Here is an 18,529-nt window from a genome sequence, read left to right as displayed (position 1 = left end):
AATGAGGAAAATATATTTATGCGTTGCCGCTCTGTATTTAGGAATCGTTGCTTCGCATGCGCAAACTAAAGCCTTGCCCGTTAAAGATAGCAGCAATTACCAGGCACGTAAGCTTAAAATTGATGAAATTAACATCATATCTGCCTATTACCACCAGGATGGTAACAACTCGGCGGTTACAGGTGGTATCGGCACAGAAAAACTAACAGATTTTGCTAATACCTTCGATCTGCAATTATCCAAATACGGAATAGGAGGAAATAAACACACTTTTACTTTTGAATTAGGTGTTGACCATTATACTTCCGCTTCTTCAGATAAGATCGATCCTTATAGTATTTCTTCCGCATCCAGGCAGGACACCCGTGTATACCCCTCGCTAAATTGGACAGTATCCAACGATAAAACGGGAAACGCATTTGGCTTAACCGGGTCTTATTCACATGAGTTTGATTACCAGTCTATCGGTGGGGGTATCAACCTGACCAGGGTATCAAAAGATAAAAACACGCAGTTTGATTTTAAGGGACAAGTGTTTCTTGATACTTGGAAGGTTATATTGCCGGTTGAATTAAGGCCACCAGGATATGGGTCAGGATCAGAGAGGGACGGGCGGGGTAAGGTAGACCATAACCCCCGCAATTCATTTAGTACCTCGTTTTCAATTTCGCAGGTGCTTACCACGCGTTTACAGGCTTTGTTCATTATCGAACCGTCCTATCAGCATGGGTTACTGGCAACAAAATATCAACGTGATTATTTTACCGATGGATCTGAAAGGGTTGAAAACCTGCCAGGTAGCCGTTATAAATTGCCAATTGCGGTAAGGTTCAATTATTTTCTGGATGATCATTTTGTGATCAGAACGTTTTACAGATACTACATGGACAATTGGGGGATCCGGGCGCACACAGCCGAATTGGAGGTACCGATAAAGCTTACCTCTTTTGTATCAGTAAGTCCCTATTACCGGTATAATAATCAGCAGGGTACAAGGTACTTTGCACCTTATGGGCAACATGACCCAACCGCTGTGTATTATACCAGCGATTACGACCTGTCAACACTCCATAGTAGTTTTGTTGGTGCCAACATCAGGTTATCGCCGCCAACCGGTGTATTTGGATGGCAGCATTTCAATTCGCTGGAGATCAGGGCGGGACATTACATGCGCTCGACGGGTTTAAATTCAAATATTGTAACTTTAGCAATGAAGTTTAAATAAAGTCATATGCATCGTGAACATCATGTAACAAGTTCAGAAACCATCAGGGATATCGTTATCGGTATGTCTGATGGCTTAACCGTGCCTTTTGCGCTTGCAGCAGGGCTAAGTGGGGCGGTAAGTTCGTCGACCCTGGTGGTTACTGCGGGTATCGCCGAAATAGTAGCCGGATCCATTGCCATGGGGCTGGGCGGATATCTTGCCGGTCGAACGGAAGTTGACCATTATCAATCTGAGTTGAAGCGGGAATATGATGAGGTTGAGCGTGTGCCTGAACAGGAGAAGGCAGAAGTAAAGAAGGTATTTGCAGATTTTGGACTTTCAAAGCATCTGCAGGACGAGATAGCAGATGAGCTGGCAAAAGACAAGACGCAGTGGGTTGAATTTATGATGCGTTATGAACTGGGCCTGGAGGAACCTAATGCAAACCGCGCTACCCAAAGTGCTATTACTATTGGTATTTCCTATATCGTAGGTGGCATCATCCCGCTTTCACCCTATATTATTATTCATGAGGCGCAAGAGGCACTTTATTACTCATGCGGGGTAACAATAATTTGCTTGTTCATTTTTGGCTATTTCAAAAGCAAAATGACCGGCCAGCCTGCGTTAAGCGGCGCGTTAAAAGTAGTAATTATTGGAGCTCTTGCTGCGGGGGCCGCGTTTATTATGGCAAAGCTGATTACCGGAAAATGATATTTAGTTATTATTACCACCGTTTATCATGTCTGAGACAATGCCTTTGTCATCTTTCCGCTCAGCCAAAAATACGCCAGCTAAATGCACGAGTATAAACGCGATAATCAGATACATGCAAAATCCGTGAACTTCTTTAACACTATGCCTGATAGCCTTAAAAGGCGCTAACAGATTTTCAAATGCCAGGAATAAACCCGTTACTGCCATTATAATAAGCAAGATATAGAATGCTGCATAAACGGCTTTCACGATGAGCTCATGTTTGGCAAGTTCACGCTCTTTTCTTGTGGAATGAAACTGACTATAGAGGTCCTTTATCCGGCGGATGAATTTTTGATCGGTTACTTGAAAAAGTTCAAGGATGAGCCTAAACAGCAATAATCCCGCTAATACATAACCAAACCAGGTATGTATGCTCCAAACACTATCCCCCAGCGCATGAGCAACGGAGCCCGATTGATCGTCAGTTATGGTAGTGCCCTGGGTTTGCAGTTGCGTTTTAATTATGTTTGTTATAGTTCCTCTGTCGGTAATAGTAGAATTGATCAAAACAGTAATTAATGAACCACTGATAACTATTGTGTTTGCCCAATGCCAAAAACGCAAGGGAGCTGAGTATACCCGGCGGGTAAGGGGCCGACGATCAGGTTGGATTATTGCCATAGTTGTTTTGTATCCTCATTTAAAATGTTTGTAAATTACCTGATGATTTTGAAGTAAGTCTGTAGTGTTGGTAATACTTCAGGTTCTCTTCAGTTTCAATTTTTAAATTTGATTAAAAAGCTTTGAAAATACTGGTAATAGAAGACGAGCAAGGTTTACGCGAAAACATCACGAGTTATTTGAATGTAGATGGTAACATTTGTGAAAGTTGTAATGCATTGACCCCCGCACTGCAAAAGCTATCTGATTATGATTATGACTGTGTTTTGCTTGACATTGGCTTACCCGATGGCGAAGGGTTTGGCGTACTTGAATACTTAAGCACACAACAAAAAAGCGAAGCTGTTTTGATCATTTCTGCCCGCAACTCGCTCGATGATAAATTGAAGGGGCTCAACATAGGCGCAGACGATTACCTGACCAAGCCTTTTCATTTGGCCGAGCTTAAAGCCAGGCTGATGGCTGTTTATCGCAGGAAAGCGCTAAATACCAGCAGCAAGTTGGTTTTTAATGAAATTTCAATTGATATACAGGGACGTACTGTCGAGGTTAATAAAAATACGATAATACTGACCAGAAAAGAATATGAAATGTTACTGTACTTTATTGCCAATAAAGGTAAAGTAATTTCAAAAAATGCTATTGCAGAACACCTTTGGGGCGACGAGATGGACATGTATGATAGTTTTGATTTCATTTATACCCATATTAAAAACCTCCGGCGGAAAATTCTGGATGCGGGAGGAAGAGATTATTTGACATCTATATACGGACTCGGCTATAAATTCACTGATTGATGAGGCTGTCAGAGCATTATACCAGGACGAGTTTTTATATTACCCTGGCTGTGTTAGTGATAGGAGCAGTGATTTACTACTTCGCTATAAATTACATTGGCACACAGCAACTTGATCGGGCGCTTCAACAACAGTTAACAGAGGCGGAAGAGTATATCAGGAGCAACAATGGCAATCCGCAGCAATATGACCTTGACCGCGATCACGCTGTATTTGTTAAAACTTACAGGCAACTGGTACAGAAGCGTTTCTTTGACACTATTTATTTAAACCCGGCAGAGCAGCGACGGGAAGCAGGTAGGGCCGTAGAAGACCTCGTAAAGTTAAAGAACAGCAACTATAAGGTTACAATTACTGTTTCGAGGGTTGGGCAAAAAAACCTTATCGAACTCATTTCTATTATCACGCTTGCATTACTTGCCGGTTTATTGACGGTACTCTTTATAACCAATAAATATCTGCTAAATGGCCTTTGGAAGCCTTTTCAGCTCACCCTAAATGAGATCAAACAGTTCAATATCGCCGACGTTGATCAATTTACAGGTAAGCCAAGTAAGGTGGACGAGTTTACAGAACTTAATGAAGCCATACGGGAAATGTCTTTGAGGGTAACTCAGGATTATCTTAGCCTGAAACAATTTACAGAGAATGCATCACATGAAATGATGACACCCCTGGCTGTTGTAACCACCAAATTGGATACACTAATACAGGACGAAACATTGACTGCAGCGCAATTGGCGCAGATCGCAGATATTTACAGCTCAGTAAACAAGTCCAGTCGACTTAATCACTCATTATTACTGCTGGCTAAACTGGAAAATAAGCTGATCGTTGAAGAAGAGTCGATTGAACTCGATGTAATACTTGAAAGGAAAATGCTCCAATTTCAGGAACTTATGCAAAATAAGAACCTTACTATCCGGTATAAGCTGCATCCGAAACAGATATCGGCCAGTAAATACCTGATAGATATTTTACTAAATAATTTGTTTGGGAATGCAATCCGCCATAATGTGCCGGGTGGTGAAATTTTTATTGGTCTTGACCCAAACCAACTTTCGATAAAAAATACCGGTATTGCAAACGCGTTAAACGGCCAACAAATTTTTGAACGTTTTCACAAAAGCAAAGATTCACAAGGTGCCGGACTGGGATTAACACTGGTTAAAAATATTTGCCAGCACTATGGGTATGGCATCCAATACCAATATGACGCGGGAAAGCATACGTTTGTCATAACCTTTTAATTTCGTTTGTCACGTTTCTTATACATAAGCTTTAACTCCAATTTTACTTCAGATTGTCCCGATAGTTTTAACGCTATACTATTTGTATACAAGTTAAAACCGACTATTGATGAAATATTTATGTTTATTGATCTTAGTGTTTTACGCCCTGGAACTTAAGGCGCAAGATAATTATGAGATTCAGGTTTATGGTTCTGAAACCGTTGAAAAAGGTAAAACAATGTTTGAATTGCATAGCAATTATACATTAAACGGCAGTAAAACTGTAACCAGCGGAGAACTTCCTACCAACCATGTTGTACATGAAACGATAGAGATCACTCATGGTTGGACAACCTGGTTTGAAACAGGTTTTTATATCTTTAACTCTATTGGGGATGCGGGCCGGACGGCTTACGTCGGCTCTCACATCAGGCCCAGGGTTGCCGCTCCTTCAAGCTGGAACTGGCCCGTGGGGGTAAGTATATCTACAGAGTTTGGCTTCCAGAAAAGTGCGTTCTCGGCAAATACCTCCACGCTGGAAATCAGGCCAATCGTAGATAAAAAATGGAACAAGTTATATATATCCTTAAATCCTACCCTCGAGAAGAGTTTCAAGGGGCCCGATCAAAACCGTGGATTTACCTTTTCACCAAATGTTAAAGGGAGTTACGATGTAACAAAAGCCGTTGCCCTGGGCCTCGAATATTATGGTAGTACCGGGCCATTTTTTCACTACGACCCAATTAAACAACAAGATCACCAGTTGTTTGTAGCCACGGACCTCAACGTAGACCCTAAATGGGAGTTTAACGGAGGAATTGGCTATGGATTTACATCGAATTCGGACCGTGCCATTGTTAAAATAATTATTGGCAGAAGATTTTAGGTTTATTAAAATGTTCTGATAATTAATAGTGACCTGAATCATTTTTCGGACTGATCAGAAGCATTCAGTTTTTAATTCGCAATAGCTCAATTTGTTTAGAATTTTCTAACCTCTTTTAGCCCAAACTGATGGAAAGCAAAACTAATGATCAACTGAGTAATTTTTGGCAACTTTCTATTAATGATGCACTTAAACTCCTTGAAACTCAGGCAACAGGTATTGGCACTGCCGAAGCTAATAAAAGGCTTAATCAATATGGCGCCAATACGTTAAAAAAAGCTAATAAATTTAATAACCTGATCATATTATTTTCTCAGTTTAAAAGCCCGGTAACATTGTTGCTTATAGCTGCTGCTTTGCTTTCCGCAGCCCTGGGAGATACCGCCGACACATTAATAATTATGATCATTGTCCTGATCAGCAGCCTTCTTGGTTTCTGGCAGGAAAAAGGTGCAGCAAGTGCGGTAAGTGAACTGTTAAAGATGGTTCAGCTACACTGCACCGTGCTACGGGATAACAGGAAAACAGAGCTTGAGGTAACTGCCGTTGTACCTGGAGATGTGATTTGCCTTTCTGCGGGAGATATTATCCCTGCCGATGGCCTTGTTTTAGAATCTGAGGCCTTGTTTGTTGATGAAGCGGCATTTACCGGCGAATCTTACCCGGTAGAAAAAAATCCAGGAGTTGAAAGTGTTGACGCCCCCTTAGCCAGGCGCAACAATTGCCTTTTTATGGGTTCGAGCGTGGTAAGCGGTATTGGAAAGGCACTCATCGTGACAACAGGCCAGCAAACTGAATTTGGGAAAATATCAGATAAGCTGTCATTAAGAATTCCTGAAACTGATTTCGAAAAAGGGATAAGAAAATTTGGATATATGTTAATGGAGATCACGCTTTTGTTAGTGTTGGTGATCTTTGCCGTTAATGTGTTGCTGCATAAGCCGGCGCTTGATTCGTTTTTGTTTTCACTCGCGTTGGCCGTAGGGCTTACACCTCAATTGTTGCCCGCCATCATTAGCGTTAATCTTTCGGTTGGTGCCCGCAGGATGGCCAGTCAAAAGGTGATTGTAAAACGGCTGAGCGCTATTGAAAACTTTGGCAGCATGAATATCTTGTGTTCTGATAAGACAGGGACAATTACAGAAGGTAAAGTAACTTTAAAAGAGACACTTGATTTTAAAGGCGCACCCAGCGATAGAGTTTTTAAATATGCCTGGCTTAATGCCAGCTGCCAGCAAGGATTTGTCAACCCGATCGATAAAGCCATCTGTTCTGCCCATTATGAGGGAAATGAAGCGAAGGATTTTTCGGCGATTACAGAAGTGCCATATGATTTTGTGCGTAAACGGCTTACAGTACAGGTGAAAATCCCGGCAGCCAATATAGCCATCACGAAAGGTGCTTTGCGTCAGGTTCTTGATATTTGTAATCGGGTTGAAACATCGGCAGGTATTCTTGCGGATATAGGCGACCATAAAGAAGCGATTTTAGTTCAGTATCAGCTTTTAAGTGATTCGGGATTGCGCACGCTTGGAGTGTCATATAAGGAAGTTGCTCCTGATCAAATTTTCACCAGGGAAAATGAGCATGATATGGTTTTCCTTGGGTTTATAACATTATTTGACCCTCCGCGTGCCGGCATGTCTGAAACCATTAAAAAACTGCAACATCTCGGCGTCAGACTTAAGATTATTACAGGGGATAACGCACCGGTAGCCAGAAACCTGGCTAAACAGCTTGGGCTTTCATCCGCACAGGTCCTTACCGGTCAGGAAATACGTAATATGAGTAGTGCAGCATTGCGTCATAAGGCGCCCCTGACTCATATTTTTGCGGAGGTTGAGCCCAGCCAGAAAGAACGTATCATAAGTGTTTTGAAAAAAGCAGGGAACGTTGTTGGTTTTATGGGAGATGGTATTAATGACGCGCCGGCACTGCACACGGCCGATGTGGGTATATCAGTAAATTCGGCGGTTGACGTTGCAAAAGAGGCGGCTGATATCGTTTTGTTAGATCAGGACCTAAATGTATTATGTGACGGGATTATAGAAGGCCGTAAAACATTTACAAATACCATGAAGTATATTTTTATGGCTACCAGTGCAAATTTTGGTAATATGTTTAGTATGGCCGGTGCATCGTTATTTTTGCCCTTTTTGCCTTTGTTGCCAAAGCAGATATTGCTTACCAACCTGTTGACCGATTTTCCTGAAATGACCATATCTTCAGACAAGGTTGATGATATTAATCTTAAAACGCCGCAACGGTGGAACCTCGGTTTTATTAAACGATTTATGATCGTTTTCGGTTTATTGAGTTCCGTTTTTGATTATTTAACATTTGCCGTGCTCATTTTTATTTTGCATGCTAATCAAAGAGTTTTTCAAACAGGGTGGTTCACCGAATCGGTGGTTTCTGCAGTTTTAATTGTTTTGATAGTACGTACCCGACTGTCATTCTTTAAAAGCCTTCCCGGCAGATATCTATCGATAACTACCATCGCAATATTGCTATTGGTGTTAATGATTCCATATTCGCCATTGGCGTCAATATTTGGTTTCGTACCACTATCCTGGAAATACTATATGTTGATGCTTGCAACTGTTACTGCATATATTCTATCGGCTGAACTTGCCAAGAGATGGTTTTATAAAAAAATTAAATAACCTCTTTGTCCGACGTACATAGTAATAGCTGTCTGCAAATCGCTATCGTAGCTTAAGATGATATTATACCCATATACAGTTATGTGCATGTTAAATTCTATTTCGCATTTAATATCAGCAACGGAATATTAATGTTTTTAGCCATTTCAAGGGCTACCATGAAAAAGTCGTTTTATAAGGCCTGCAAAATGTATGAGGAAAATCACGTAAATCGTTGATTTACATCAAGTGGATAAAATGAGCCTATGCCTAATTTTGCTATCGTACTTCAATTATTAACCTGAAAACACAGCCTATGAAAACGATCCTGGTAATTGACGATGGTTCTGCGTCTGCTACAAATGCCACGCATCTTGCCTTCAACATAGCAAAGCGCATTGGAGCTAATTTAGTTTTGGCCCGGATATATGCGGTAAAACAACCATCGTTTTCTAAAGCATTGCAATTGGCGGGGTACGTTGCCGCTGATGGTTACATACCCGGTCCGTTACGGGGCCAACCGGCCAATTTGTCCTTAAAAGAAGGTGAACATATGCCGCTAATTGAAGAACTTGAAGTGTCAAGTGATACGGAAGCGCAATTGATTGCTTACATCAATAAAAATTGCGTTTGGATGGTTATAAAAGGGTTGCCGGAATCGGCACCATTTAATCGGGACGTTAAGGTGCAGGCGGTTTTAAACCGGATATCTTGCCCGGTGATGCTTGTTCCTGTGAAATTTGATGGTGGTTTTGAGCGCTTGGTTTACACAGCTGATTTACGATATTGCCGGTTAAATGTTTTGAAACATCTTGCTTCTTTGGCCCAGGCCTTTCAGGCAGATCTGTTACTCGCTCATATTTCGGCAAAGGGTTTGCCCCATTTGGAACAAAATTACGCGCTAACACTCTTTAGCGACGAGATAAGTAAAAAAATCGGCTATGAGAGGCTGTTTTTTAGTAATACAAAAGAACGTGATATGTCACGGGCTGTTGATGTTATGATACATAATATGCATGCCGATCTGCTGGCGGTTGTACATCACCGATTTCATTGTGAGCAGTTGAGAACCGAGGGGAGCGATATTTCCGTTCCTGTGCAAGTAGGCATCCCGGTGCTTGTCTTTCCATATTGAGTTTACAAAGTTGAAACTGTTTTGAGTGTTCAGGATCAGTTGGATAAATGACCGTCGTCACTAATTTAACCTACCAGGCATTGCATTTTTACGTCATAAAAAAGAAATTATGAAAATAGTTGAAATAAGCTTTGCCGCCAGTAAACAAACCCTTATTTGGCTGTTTGTTTTGTGCATTTTTTTTATGCCGGCAGGAGCCTTGTCAAAAAGCTATGCACCAGGAAAAAACATTATTCGCAATACAACTGATACTTCGATCACAGCACAGATCGCCGGGCAATTAAATGATAAGGCATTGAATAATGGCTTGTATTTTCCAGTTTCAGCTAAGCGGTTTTACGAAAAACGGGCTTTTGCTCCGGTATGGACAGTGGAACAAAAAGATCAAAATAAAACATGGGCTGCCATGCTCCTGATTGATTGTGTGTTGCAATTTGGTTTAAGGCACGAAGATTATCATCCTAAAGAGCTGCAGTATACCACCTTGCACACCATACTCGAACAACCCGGTAAAGTAAACAACAAGCAAAAGGCCCGGTTTGAGATATTCCTCACCGACGCTATGCTCGCTTTTATGAATAACCTGCATTTCGGCAAACTGAACCCATATTATCCGCCTGCGAAAATTGATAGGGCAACCATTAACGGCTTTAACAGCGAAGAAATATTAACTAATGCGCTCAAATTACCTGCTTTTATGGATGCAGTAGTAAAAGTGCAACCTTTAAACAAAGAGTACGCAATATTTCAACATCAGTTACATTTGATTAAAGGGCTTTATGAGGGAGACTGCTATGAAACGCCGGAAGCCGATGTGAGAAAAATTGCTGTGAATATGGAGCGGTTACGGTGGGCCGAAATAAACGATAGTACTTATATCCAGATTAATATTCCAACTTATACATTAAAATTAGTCCTGCCGGATACAACGTTTAATTTCAAAATAGTGGTAGGGGCTGCTGCTACACCAACACCCTTAATGGTAAGTACGCTTACAGATTTTGCTACCGGAACAGGCGCTGTAAATCCCAAAACTAATCAGAGAGACAAAATGATTCCGTATAATCTGTTTCCTAAACAAAAAACAGGCAATCAAAAAAATGGCAATTATATATATTTCATGCCCGGCAATAAGGCAGGTATAGAGTTGTTGGGTTTATCTGATAAGAATTTATTCAGGAAGCAAAAAAGAGCGACGAGTAACGGGGCGATAAGAATTGAGCGGGGAGAAGAACTTGCCAAATTGTTATTAGCAACAGCCGGAAATAAAACAGACATAAAATCCATGCACCGGGCCCTGATGGATCGGGAAATTAAAGTTTTTCAACTTAAAAAGCCTGTCCCAATCAAGATTACTTATATCACTACTGCTATTGTGGATGGCCAGATTGTAAAATATGAAGACATATATAACCTTGACAACAAGGTCGAAAATGAGCTTTATGGCCTTAAACCCGTCAATAAAACAAAGTGAGCGGTTTTTATTATGATTTTGAAAAATTATGAAAACGATTTTAGTTCCAACAGATTTTTCGGCGCAGGCAAAAAATGCGGCAAGTTATGCTGTAAATATTGCTCAAAATATAAGGGCAGGCGTAATATTATGCCAATTATAATTAGTGATGTCTAAAGAGAGCAATAAATCTGAGATCGCATTCCTGGAGGGCCCCCATTCGCGATTTAAGGAGCTACGTTTTACGTTCGAAACAATGTGGGAATTTATAAAAGGATTCCGTGCATTACATTTTATTGGCCCCTGCATTACGGTATTTGGTTCGGCCAGATTTAAGGAAAACCATCCTTATTATGAACTGACCCGGAAAGCTGCTGCCGAATTTGCGAAGCTTGGTTTTACAATTATGACAGGGGGAGGGCCTGGACTTATGGAAGCGGCTAATAGGGGAGCTAAGGATGTTGGCGGCCGGTCTGTTGCCTGTAATATCCAGCTTCCTGTAGAGCAGAAGCCTAACCAATACCTCGATAAATGGGTTTACATGAAACATTTTTTTGTAAGGAAGGTGTTATTGGTCAAATACTCTTTTGCCTTTGTTGTTATGCCTGGGGGATACGGTACAATGGACGAATATTTTGAAGCGCTAACCCTGATCCAAACACACAAGATAAAAGACTTCCCGGTGGTTATTTTCGGTAAAGAATACTATTGCAAACTTGTTGAACATATCGATCTCATGAAGGCTAATGGAACAATAGGGCCTGGTGATATGAAGTTGTATTTGATAACTGATGATATAGAAGAAGCCGTTAGTTTAATTTCCGAAAAGTGCATCAAAACGTTTGGGCTAAAGCCCGCAAAGCCGATCACTCCTATAAAGTGGCTTTTGGAACGCATTTAATAGTTTTATTATCAATATCGCTATCAATATGAATGATCTGAATTTCCTAAAAGTTGTTATACATCATGTGATAGATGGTATTATTATAATTGATAAAACCGGACAGATCATTTATGCCAATCCAGCTGCTGACGAATTGTTTGGATACAAGCCTTAGAGATGGCGCCTTTTTCGAAATGAAATTTCCGGTTGAATAAACCGCTTCATGTAACTGATATTAATGGTCCATTCAAAGTATGGATTGTACCCATTTTTGAATGGACCGCTTTTAATAAATTGAACCGGGTTTAAATAATAGTCGGGAAAATGAACAGCGGCAATTTTAGGTCGCTAAGAGCTTCTTTGGTAGTGCTATGTTCAAAATAGCGCCTGAAAAAAGAATGTTGGTGATGAACTACCGCGAGGAGATCAGGTTTTTCTTCAGCGCAATGACGGTGTAGCCGGTCCGCAACTTCGCGGCCTCCGAGGTCCTTAAACGAAATATCGTCGTACCCGAATTTGGCAATATGTTTTTGGAAAGCTCCTTCCTTTTCAATTTGCTGTTTCTTATCTTTTACTGGCTGGTTTACATGTACCACTTCAATACTGAACTTAAAGATCTTTCCCAGGCCAATTAAGAAATGGAGTGGCGCTATATCCGCTTCATCGAAGGTAGTAGCGAATACCACCTTTTTAATATCGGTAACACTGGTACTGGCTGGTACAACCAACACCGGGCGTTGTGTATGTTGAATTATTTTATTGGTTTCGCTGCCGAAAAACAAGTGTTCGATAGAGGTACCTGATGGGGCCCCCATCGTTATAAACACAATTTGGTTTTCATCAAGTATTTGTTTGAGATTATCTTTCAGGTTACCGTCACCGCTTAAGCCTTTAAGTGTTGGCTTTCGTTCGGTTTTATCAATCCCATCTGCAATGTATTGCAGTGTGTTTAATTGATGATCAAGTTTTTTCTTTATTTCGGCAGTGGCTAAAAAAAACTCTTCGTCTACGTAGGGACCTCCAGAAAAAGTGGACGCTACCGCTATGGTTTCATAGTTATGATACAAAAGTACGTTGGCATGCAATTTACCTGCCAGTAGTACAGCCAAATTTGCAGCGTTTGATGAATTATCGGAAAAATCGGTGAGTGCGAGGATAGTTTTCATGATAATGGATTGAATTTTTAAGTAACTGATTTGATTACACAAATATTCACATCTCAGTCCTCATTATAAATGACCATGATCATGACTGAATTTGACTTTAAACATGAATGGTTAAACGCAGCCTTGCATTTAATGCTCACAATCATAGCTCTTTGTGAGCACGGTCATGTGCGGTTGAATAATCCATTCCGAATTTTGATCCATAAACTTAAATATACAACGCTATGTCAACATTAGTAAAATCAAACAACATCCCCTCATTGCGTTCAATGATGGAGGATTTCTGGAACAACGACAATTTCTTTAATCATCCTTTCTTCAATCGGGAGCTATTGCCGGCGGTAAACATCCGTGATAAGAAAGAGAATTATGAACTTGAAGTTGCCGCCCCGGGTTTCAAGAAAGATGATTTCAATATCGGTATTGAAAATGGTTTGCTGACTATCAGTGCCGAAACCAGCGAGGAACATAATGAGGAAAAAGAGAATTACACCCGCAAAGAATTTTCAAGCAGTTCCTTTACCCGAAGCTTCAACTTACCCGGAGATGTGGATAATGACCACATTCAAGCAAATTACAAGAACGGGTTGCTGACTATTGATATTCGTAAAACAACCCCTGCTGTTGCAGAGAAAAAGAAAATTAACATTGACTGATCAACCGCGTTGCGCCTGTACTTTGATTGTACAGGTGCAACTTCTTCTTTGATCAAACGCCGCAAAAAATATCAAACTATGGAAGCTGTAGTTTATAACAGGGTAATTGTCCCGTCCAGATATTGGATATTGATGCTGTTATCTGGTATCCTGCTTTGTGTTCTTGGGTTTTGGGTGATTCTATCGCCGCTGCAGTCGTATCTTTCACTTAGTATTACGTTTGCCGCAGGAATGATGATGACCGGCCTTTTTGAAACTGTTTTTGCAATGATAAGTATCCGGCATATTGAGCGCTGGGGGTGGCTGCTGGCAAGCGGGTTGATTGATTTAGCTATAGGTAGTTATTTGTTTACCTACCCAACAATAACCATGATGTTGCTTCCGATTATTGTTGGATTTTGGTTGCTTGTAAGAGGCATAATGGGTATAGGAAGCGCGCTTGATATGCGTGCTTACGGTATCGGGAGTTGGGGCTGGATCATGTTTAATAGCTTGGTTATCATTTTCTTTTCAGTTGGCATTCTTGCTTATCCTGCTTTTGGTATCGCTAACCTGATCGTATGGACTGGAATGGCGTTTTTGGGAGCAGGTATTTTCAGAGTGGTTATTTCTTTTAAGGTTAGACATATCATCAGTCTTTCTTCGGGTAAATCCAAAGGTTAACTAAATGCTGTTACTCATCGGAATTAGTGATGGCGGTCATGTTTTGAGAATCCCAGTCATTCGATATTTGTTGATAATGTCAAATCAGTGAATAATGAAATCTGACCAAAATAAGAATATATCTGCAAATGATTCAGGGGTTAACGTCTATATAATACCAACTGATGAGGAACTGATGATGGTGTGGATCGTGAATGAAATAAACCGCATTTAAAATTATTTAAAGCAATTAAAATGACAATGATAACTGATATCACATCAATCGATAACGCGCCGTTAACCGGTGAATGTTTGGAGAAATTAGATGCTTATTGGCGCGCAGCTAATTATTTGTCTGTTGGCCAGCTTTATCTTTGCGATAATCCGCTTTTGGAAGAGCCATTAAAAATAGAACATCTCAAGAAAATGCAGTTAGGCCACTGGGGTACCACCCCCGGGCAGAATTTTATTTATACTCACCTTAACCGGATCATTAACAGATATGATTTAAATATGCTTTACATTTCAGGACCCGGGCACGGCGGACCTGCCGTAGCAGCAGGTACATACCTGGAAGGAACCTACAGCGAAGTTTATCCGGAAGTTAGCCAGGACCGCGCGGGTATGAAAAATTTGTTTAAACGGTTCTCATTTCCAGGTGGTGTATCCAGTCACGCCTCGCCCCAAACACCGGGGTCAATGCATGAAGGGGGCGAACTTGGATACTCGTTAAGCCATGCATTTGGCGCTGTGCTGGATAATCCGGACCTCATTGCTGCTTGTGTTGTGGGCGATGGAGAAGCCGAAACCGGTCCGCTGGCAACTGCCTGGCATTCTAATAAGTTCCTGAACCCGATTACCGATGGCGCTGTATTACCAATTTTGCATTTGAACGGCTATAAGATTTCAAATCCAACGGTTTTGGCCCGCATTCCCCACATCGAGCTCGAACAATTATTTCATGGTTATGGCTACTTTCCTTTATTTGTCGAAGGTTCGGACCCTGCAATTATGCACCAGGCTATGGCTGCGGCCTTAGAGCAAGCAGTACACTTTCTAAAGCAAATAAAATACAATGCCATAGAGCATCCAGGGCAGGAGCGACCAAAATGGCCAATGATCATATTAAATTCACCAAAAGGATGGACCGGGCCAAAGGTTGTTGATGGAAAGCAGATAGAGGGCACATTTCGCTCTCATCAAATACCGCTTACCGTTTCCGGGTCAAGCCCGGAGAGTCATTTGCAAATGCTCGAAAGCTGGATGAAGAGTTACCGGCCCGGAGAGTTATTCGATACTAACGGTTGCTTAAAGAAGGAAATTGCGGAAATAGCACCAAAAGGCAATCGAAGGATGGGAGCAAATGCGCACACAAATGGGGGGCTTTTGCTTAGAGAGTTGGTGCTTCCTGATTTTCAGAAATATGCAGTTAATGTTGATCATCCGGGTATCACAGGCGAAGGTGATGTGCACGTCACCGGTCGTTTCTTACGGGATGTAATATCTCTTAATCCTCAAAATTTCAGAGTTTTTGGTCCCGATGAGACTGTCTCAAATAAGTTAGAGGCAATTTTTGAAACTACCAGCCGTCAGTGGAACGCTGATATTAATGTAAATGATGAATACCTTGCCCCAGAGGGGAGGGTAATGGAGATGCTCAGCGAACATCAGTGCGAAGGTTGGCTCGAAGGGTATTTGCTAACCGGCAGGCACGGGCTATTCAATTGTTATGAGGCATTTATACATATCGTCGATTCGATGTTTAACCAGCACGCCAAATGGTTGAAAATGACGCGGGAGATACCATGGCGGAGAAAGATAGCATCCCTGAATATTCTGCTTACTTCAACCGTTTGGCGCCAGGACCATAATGGTTTTACCCATCAGGATCCGGGATTCATTGATCACGTCATTAATAAGAAATCAGAAATTGTGAGGGTTTATTTGCCGCCGGATTCTAACTGCCTTTTGTCGGTTATGGCTCATTGCCTGGGTAGCAAACATTATGTAAATGTTATGGTAGCAGGGAAGCACCCTTCTCCTCAATGGTTAAGTATGGATGAGGCTGTGGTTCATTGTTCAAGAGGCATTGGGGTATGGGACTGGGCAAGTAATGATCAGGACTGTGAGCCAGATATTGTGATGGCCTGCTGCGGTGATGTGCCTACATTAGAAACGCTGGCTGCTGTATCCATATTACGTGAACATTTTCCTGATTTAAAGATAAGGGTTGTAAACGTTGTCGACTTGCTAAAGCTGGAAAGGCAATCCAGCCATCCACATGGCTTGAACGACCATGATTTTGATGCACTTTTTACTGTCAATAAACCCGTGATCTTCGCTTTTCATGGCTATCCATGGCTTATTCACAGGCTTACTTATAATAGGACCAATAATAACAATATTCATGTAAGAGGTTACAAAGAAGAAGGCACAATAACGACATCCTTTGACATGACCGTGCTTAACGAAATGGATAGGTTTCATCTCGTAATGGACGTAATCGATCGATTGCCGCATTTGGGCAGTAAAGGCTTATATCTCAAACAAAACCTAATGGACAAATTGGTTGAGCACAAACAATACATCAATGTTAATGGTGAGGATATGCCCGAAATCAGAAATTGGCGGTGGAAAGCTTGAAAGGTGAAATTTTCGAAGGCCAGAAGTTGCACGTATGCTTAATCTAATCACTATGATAACCAGGGGTTTATTGCGGATCCTGATTCAATAAATATGCAGATCTGGACATAATGTAATTCCCTGTACCCCAAAAGCCACACTGCAAAAACCGACCTGCAGTACTTAGCAATTTATCCTATTACGACAACGGGGCCGGGTGAAACAGAAAATGCCAACAGGCATTTTCTGTTTCCGGACTTTAATTTAACGAAGGGGGAGTAGTATCTGATAATTACTTTCGTCCCGGTAACGCTTTCTTACTGTGACATCAGTGTCTGCTGCTACCGTTTTTTGGGCAGGCTTCAAAAAACCAGATGCAGTAAAGTGATATTGCCCGGGGGGTAATTGGCTAAAAGTTGCACTTCCATCAATAGCGGAAAGCTGCATTCCTTGATATCTAATGTTGCCTGAGTTGTCTTTTTCAGGTATCCCGACATAGTAATAAACAGGAATATCCGGCACAGGTTGTTGGTTGTATTGTACCGTAATAGTAACATTCCCATTATATACAATAGCTTTTTCGCATGATGATAATATAGTGATGGTGACTACTGAGATGACTAATTTCATCGTGATATTAGTTTTCATATTTGACAGGCCTTAGTTTAAACGCTATTTAATTTTATTCCGCCTTATTCTTCATCATCATTAATAATGAATACGCACCTTTGGTTACAAAAACAGCGTTCGCGGTCATAACCTTTGTGGGCAATAGTATTTCTGTAAAGCCGTTTTCACTTTCGCCTATATTAACCTCGGTCATCTCAAACTGTCGGTTCCCGATAACTTTATAGATATACTGTTTACCTTCAAACTGAACAATGGCTTCGTTAGCTATGGCATATGCCTTAGTATTTTTTACTTGTACTTCTGCATTCATATAAGTACCCGGAACCAGTGTTTTATCATAGGTTTCAAAATGGCAATGCACGTCTGCGTTCCTGTCGGCAGAAAGATCACGGCCAATCAGTAATATCTCGGCTTCGTGTTTTTTTGCCGGTTGGTTGTTGGTATAGGCCACCAGTTTTTGACCGATATATAATTTATCCAGATCCTTCTCATATACTTTTAGCGCCAGGTGGATATCTGTTGGGTTTACTAACTCGAAGAGCACCTCCGTTGGGGATACGTATTTGCCGATATTGACATTTACTTTAGATACAAAGCCGGTGATAGGAGAGTATATATTGACGCTCCTGGATATTTTTGAGGCGCTGATAGTTCGTACGTTGATACCAATGAGTTGTAATTTCTCAGCTAATGAACTAATTAAAACTTGCTGGCTGCGGTATTCGGCCTCGGCTTGCTGAAAAACCTTGTCACTGCTCGCTTTGCTTTGGTTAAGGTCTTTTTGGCGGTTATATTCATTTTCCAGGTATCCTATCCGGGCCTTTGCTGTAAGATAATCCTGTTGTAACTGGATATATTGCTGGTCCTCTATCATCGCTATGGCTTCACCCTTATTCACATGCATGCCCGGCAACAACTTGGTTGATTTTAAATACCCACCAAGGGGGACACTAATGGAAACCATATTTTGCGGCGGAACATCGATTTTTCCATTGAGTTTTAACACAGATGATATTTCCCTTTGCTCAATCTTGCCTGTAAGTATCGATGCATTTTTTAGCTGCGCATCCGTCAGGGTTACGATGTTAGTATTCTCTGCTTTATCTGTATTATCTGTTGCCGGTTTTTTTTCGCCGCAGGCAGATAGCAGGATAATAATGACTGATAGATATATAATGGATTTCATGATCATATT

General features: G+C 41.2%; 18 protein-coding genes. 14 read left to right on the top strand and 4 right to left on the bottom strand.

Annotation, left to right across the window (positions count from 1 at the left end; genetic code table 11):
- Position 1 precedes the first annotated feature (1 nt).
- Together IEX80_RS06550 and IEX80_RS06545 are read left to right on the top strand one after the other, a co-directional pair.
- Positions 2–1,225, top strand: coding sequence for a DUF3570 domain-containing protein (locus IEX80_RS06550; protein ID WP_188832380.1), 1,224 nt, complete (start codon positions 2–4; stop codon positions 1,223–1,225).
- A 6-nt stretch (positions 1,226–1,231) separates the two neighbouring features.
- The gene (locus IEX80_RS06545) at positions 1,232–1,921 is read left to right on the top strand and encodes a VIT1/CCC1 transporter family protein (RefSeq protein ID WP_176627141.1); all 690 of its coding nucleotides are present in this window, start codon (positions 1,232–1,234) and stop codon (positions 1,919–1,921) included.
- Between the two features lie 3 nt (positions 1,922–1,924).
- Here the strand turns inward: IEX80_RS06545 and IEX80_RS06540 are convergent, their stop codons facing one another.
- Positions 1,925–2,587 carry a cytochrome b/b6 domain-containing protein gene (locus IEX80_RS06540; RefSeq protein ID WP_188832379.1) on the bottom strand — a complete coding sequence of 221 codons (663 nt, stop codon included), beginning with the start codon at positions 2,585–2,587 and terminating at the stop codon, positions 1,925–1,927.
- Between the two features lie 122 nt (positions 2,588–2,709).
- Between IEX80_RS06540 and IEX80_RS06535 the strand changes: the two genes are divergently transcribed.
- The 9 genes from IEX80_RS06535 to IEX80_RS06495 all read left to right on the top strand — a co-directional run bounded on the left by IEX80_RS06535 (position 2,710) and on the right by IEX80_RS06495 (position 11,793).
- On the top strand, positions 2,710–3,384 hold the full coding sequence (locus IEX80_RS06535) for a response regulator transcription factor (protein WP_091164237.1): 675 nt from the start codon (positions 2,710–2,712) through the stop codon (positions 3,382–3,384).
- Entirely contained in the window at positions 3,384–4,634 is a 1,251-nt protein-coding gene (locus IEX80_RS06530; RefSeq protein ID WP_188832378.1) for a sensor histidine kinase, read from the top strand. Before IEX80_RS06535 ends, IEX80_RS06530 begins: the two co-directional genes overlap by 1 nt.
- Before the next feature lie 109 nt (positions 4,635–4,743).
- A complete protein-coding gene (locus tag IEX80_RS06525; protein ID WP_090526056.1) occupies positions 4,744–5,502 on the top strand; it encodes a hypothetical protein in 759 nt (252 codons plus the stop codon).
- A 128-nt stretch (positions 5,503–5,630) separates the two neighbouring features.
- Complete coding sequence (gene mgtA, locus IEX80_RS06520) at positions 5,631–8,168, top strand: magnesium-translocating P-type ATPase (RefSeq protein ID WP_188832377.1); 2,538 nt, start codon at positions 5,631–5,633, stop codon at positions 8,166–8,168.
- Between the two features lie 295 nt (positions 8,169–8,463).
- Complete coding sequence (locus tag IEX80_RS06515; protein WP_188832376.1) at positions 8,464–9,282, top strand: putative universal stress family protein; 819 nt, start codon at positions 8,464–8,466, stop codon at positions 9,280–9,282.
- Between the two features lie 109 nt (positions 9,283–9,391).
- Positions 9,392–10,756 (top strand): L,D-transpeptidase scaffold domain-containing protein, encoded by a 1,365-nt coding sequence (locus IEX80_RS06510; protein WP_188832375.1) that lies wholly within the window; start codon positions 9,392–9,394, stop codon positions 10,754–10,756.
- Between the two features lie 28 nt (positions 10,757–10,784).
- Positions 10,785–10,898 (top strand): universal stress protein, encoded by a 114-nt coding sequence (locus IEX80_RS06505; RefSeq protein WP_090526052.1) that lies wholly within the window; start codon positions 10,785–10,787, stop codon positions 10,896–10,898.
- Between the two features lie 93 nt (positions 10,899–10,991).
- Entirely contained in the window at positions 10,992–11,636 is a 645-nt protein-coding gene (locus tag IEX80_RS06500; protein WP_229701533.1) for an LOG family protein, read from the top strand.
- 28 nt (positions 11,637–11,664) lie between these two features.
- Complete coding sequence (locus IEX80_RS06495; protein ID WP_188832373.1) at positions 11,665–11,793, top strand: PAS domain-containing protein; 129 nt, start codon at positions 11,665–11,667, stop codon at positions 11,791–11,793.
- Positions 11,794–11,923: 130 nt separating this feature from the next.
- On the opposite strand, the gene IEX80_RS06490 is transcribed toward IEX80_RS06495, so the two are convergent.
- Positions 11,924–12,784 (bottom strand): universal stress protein, encoded by an 861-nt coding sequence (locus IEX80_RS06490; RefSeq protein ID WP_188832372.1) that lies wholly within the window; start codon positions 12,782–12,784, stop codon positions 11,924–11,926.
- A 224-nt stretch (positions 12,785–13,008) separates the two neighbouring features.
- On the opposite strand from IEX80_RS06490, the gene IEX80_RS06485 reads away from it, so the two are divergent.
- From IEX80_RS06485 to IEX80_RS06475, 3 genes are all read left to right on the top strand, one after another.
- Complete coding sequence (locus IEX80_RS06485) at positions 13,009–13,440, top strand: Hsp20/alpha crystallin family protein (RefSeq protein ID WP_188832371.1); 432 nt, start codon at positions 13,009–13,011, stop codon at positions 13,438–13,440.
- A 78-nt stretch (positions 13,441–13,518) separates the two neighbouring features.
- Entirely contained in the window at positions 13,519–14,103 is a 585-nt protein-coding gene (locus IEX80_RS06480; protein ID WP_139159949.1) for an HdeD family acid-resistance protein, read from the top strand.
- A 240-nt stretch (positions 14,104–14,343) separates the two neighbouring features.
- Positions 14,344–16,725 (top strand): phosphoketolase family protein, encoded by a 2,382-nt coding sequence (locus IEX80_RS06475; protein ID WP_188832370.1) that lies wholly within the window; start codon positions 14,344–14,346, stop codon positions 16,723–16,725.
- Between the two features lie 243 nt (positions 16,726–16,968).
- Here the strand turns inward: IEX80_RS06475 and IEX80_RS06470 are convergent, their stop codons facing one another.
- Both IEX80_RS06470 and IEX80_RS06465 read right to left on the bottom strand, forming a co-directional pair.
- The gene (locus IEX80_RS06470; protein ID WP_188832369.1) at positions 16,969–17,352 is read right to left on the bottom strand and encodes a hypothetical protein; all 384 of its coding nucleotides are present in this window, start codon (positions 17,350–17,352) and stop codon (positions 16,969–16,971) included.
- Positions 17,353–17,386: 34 nt separating this feature from the next.
- Positions 17,387–18,520 carry an efflux RND transporter periplasmic adaptor subunit gene (locus tag IEX80_RS06465; RefSeq protein WP_188832368.1) on the bottom strand — a complete coding sequence of 378 codons (1,134 nt, stop codon included), beginning with the start codon at positions 18,518–18,520 and terminating at the stop codon, positions 17,387–17,389.
- Positions 18,521–18,529: the final 9 nt, after the last annotated feature.

Source organism: Mucilaginibacter rubeus, from assembly GCF_014643835.1.
Classification (GTDB): domain Bacteria; phylum Bacteroidota; class Bacteroidia; order Sphingobacteriales; family Sphingobacteriaceae; genus Mucilaginibacter; species Mucilaginibacter rubeus.
The sequence above is the reverse complement of the archived record's forward strand: the minus strand, read 5'-3'. Positions and strand labels throughout refer to the sequence as shown.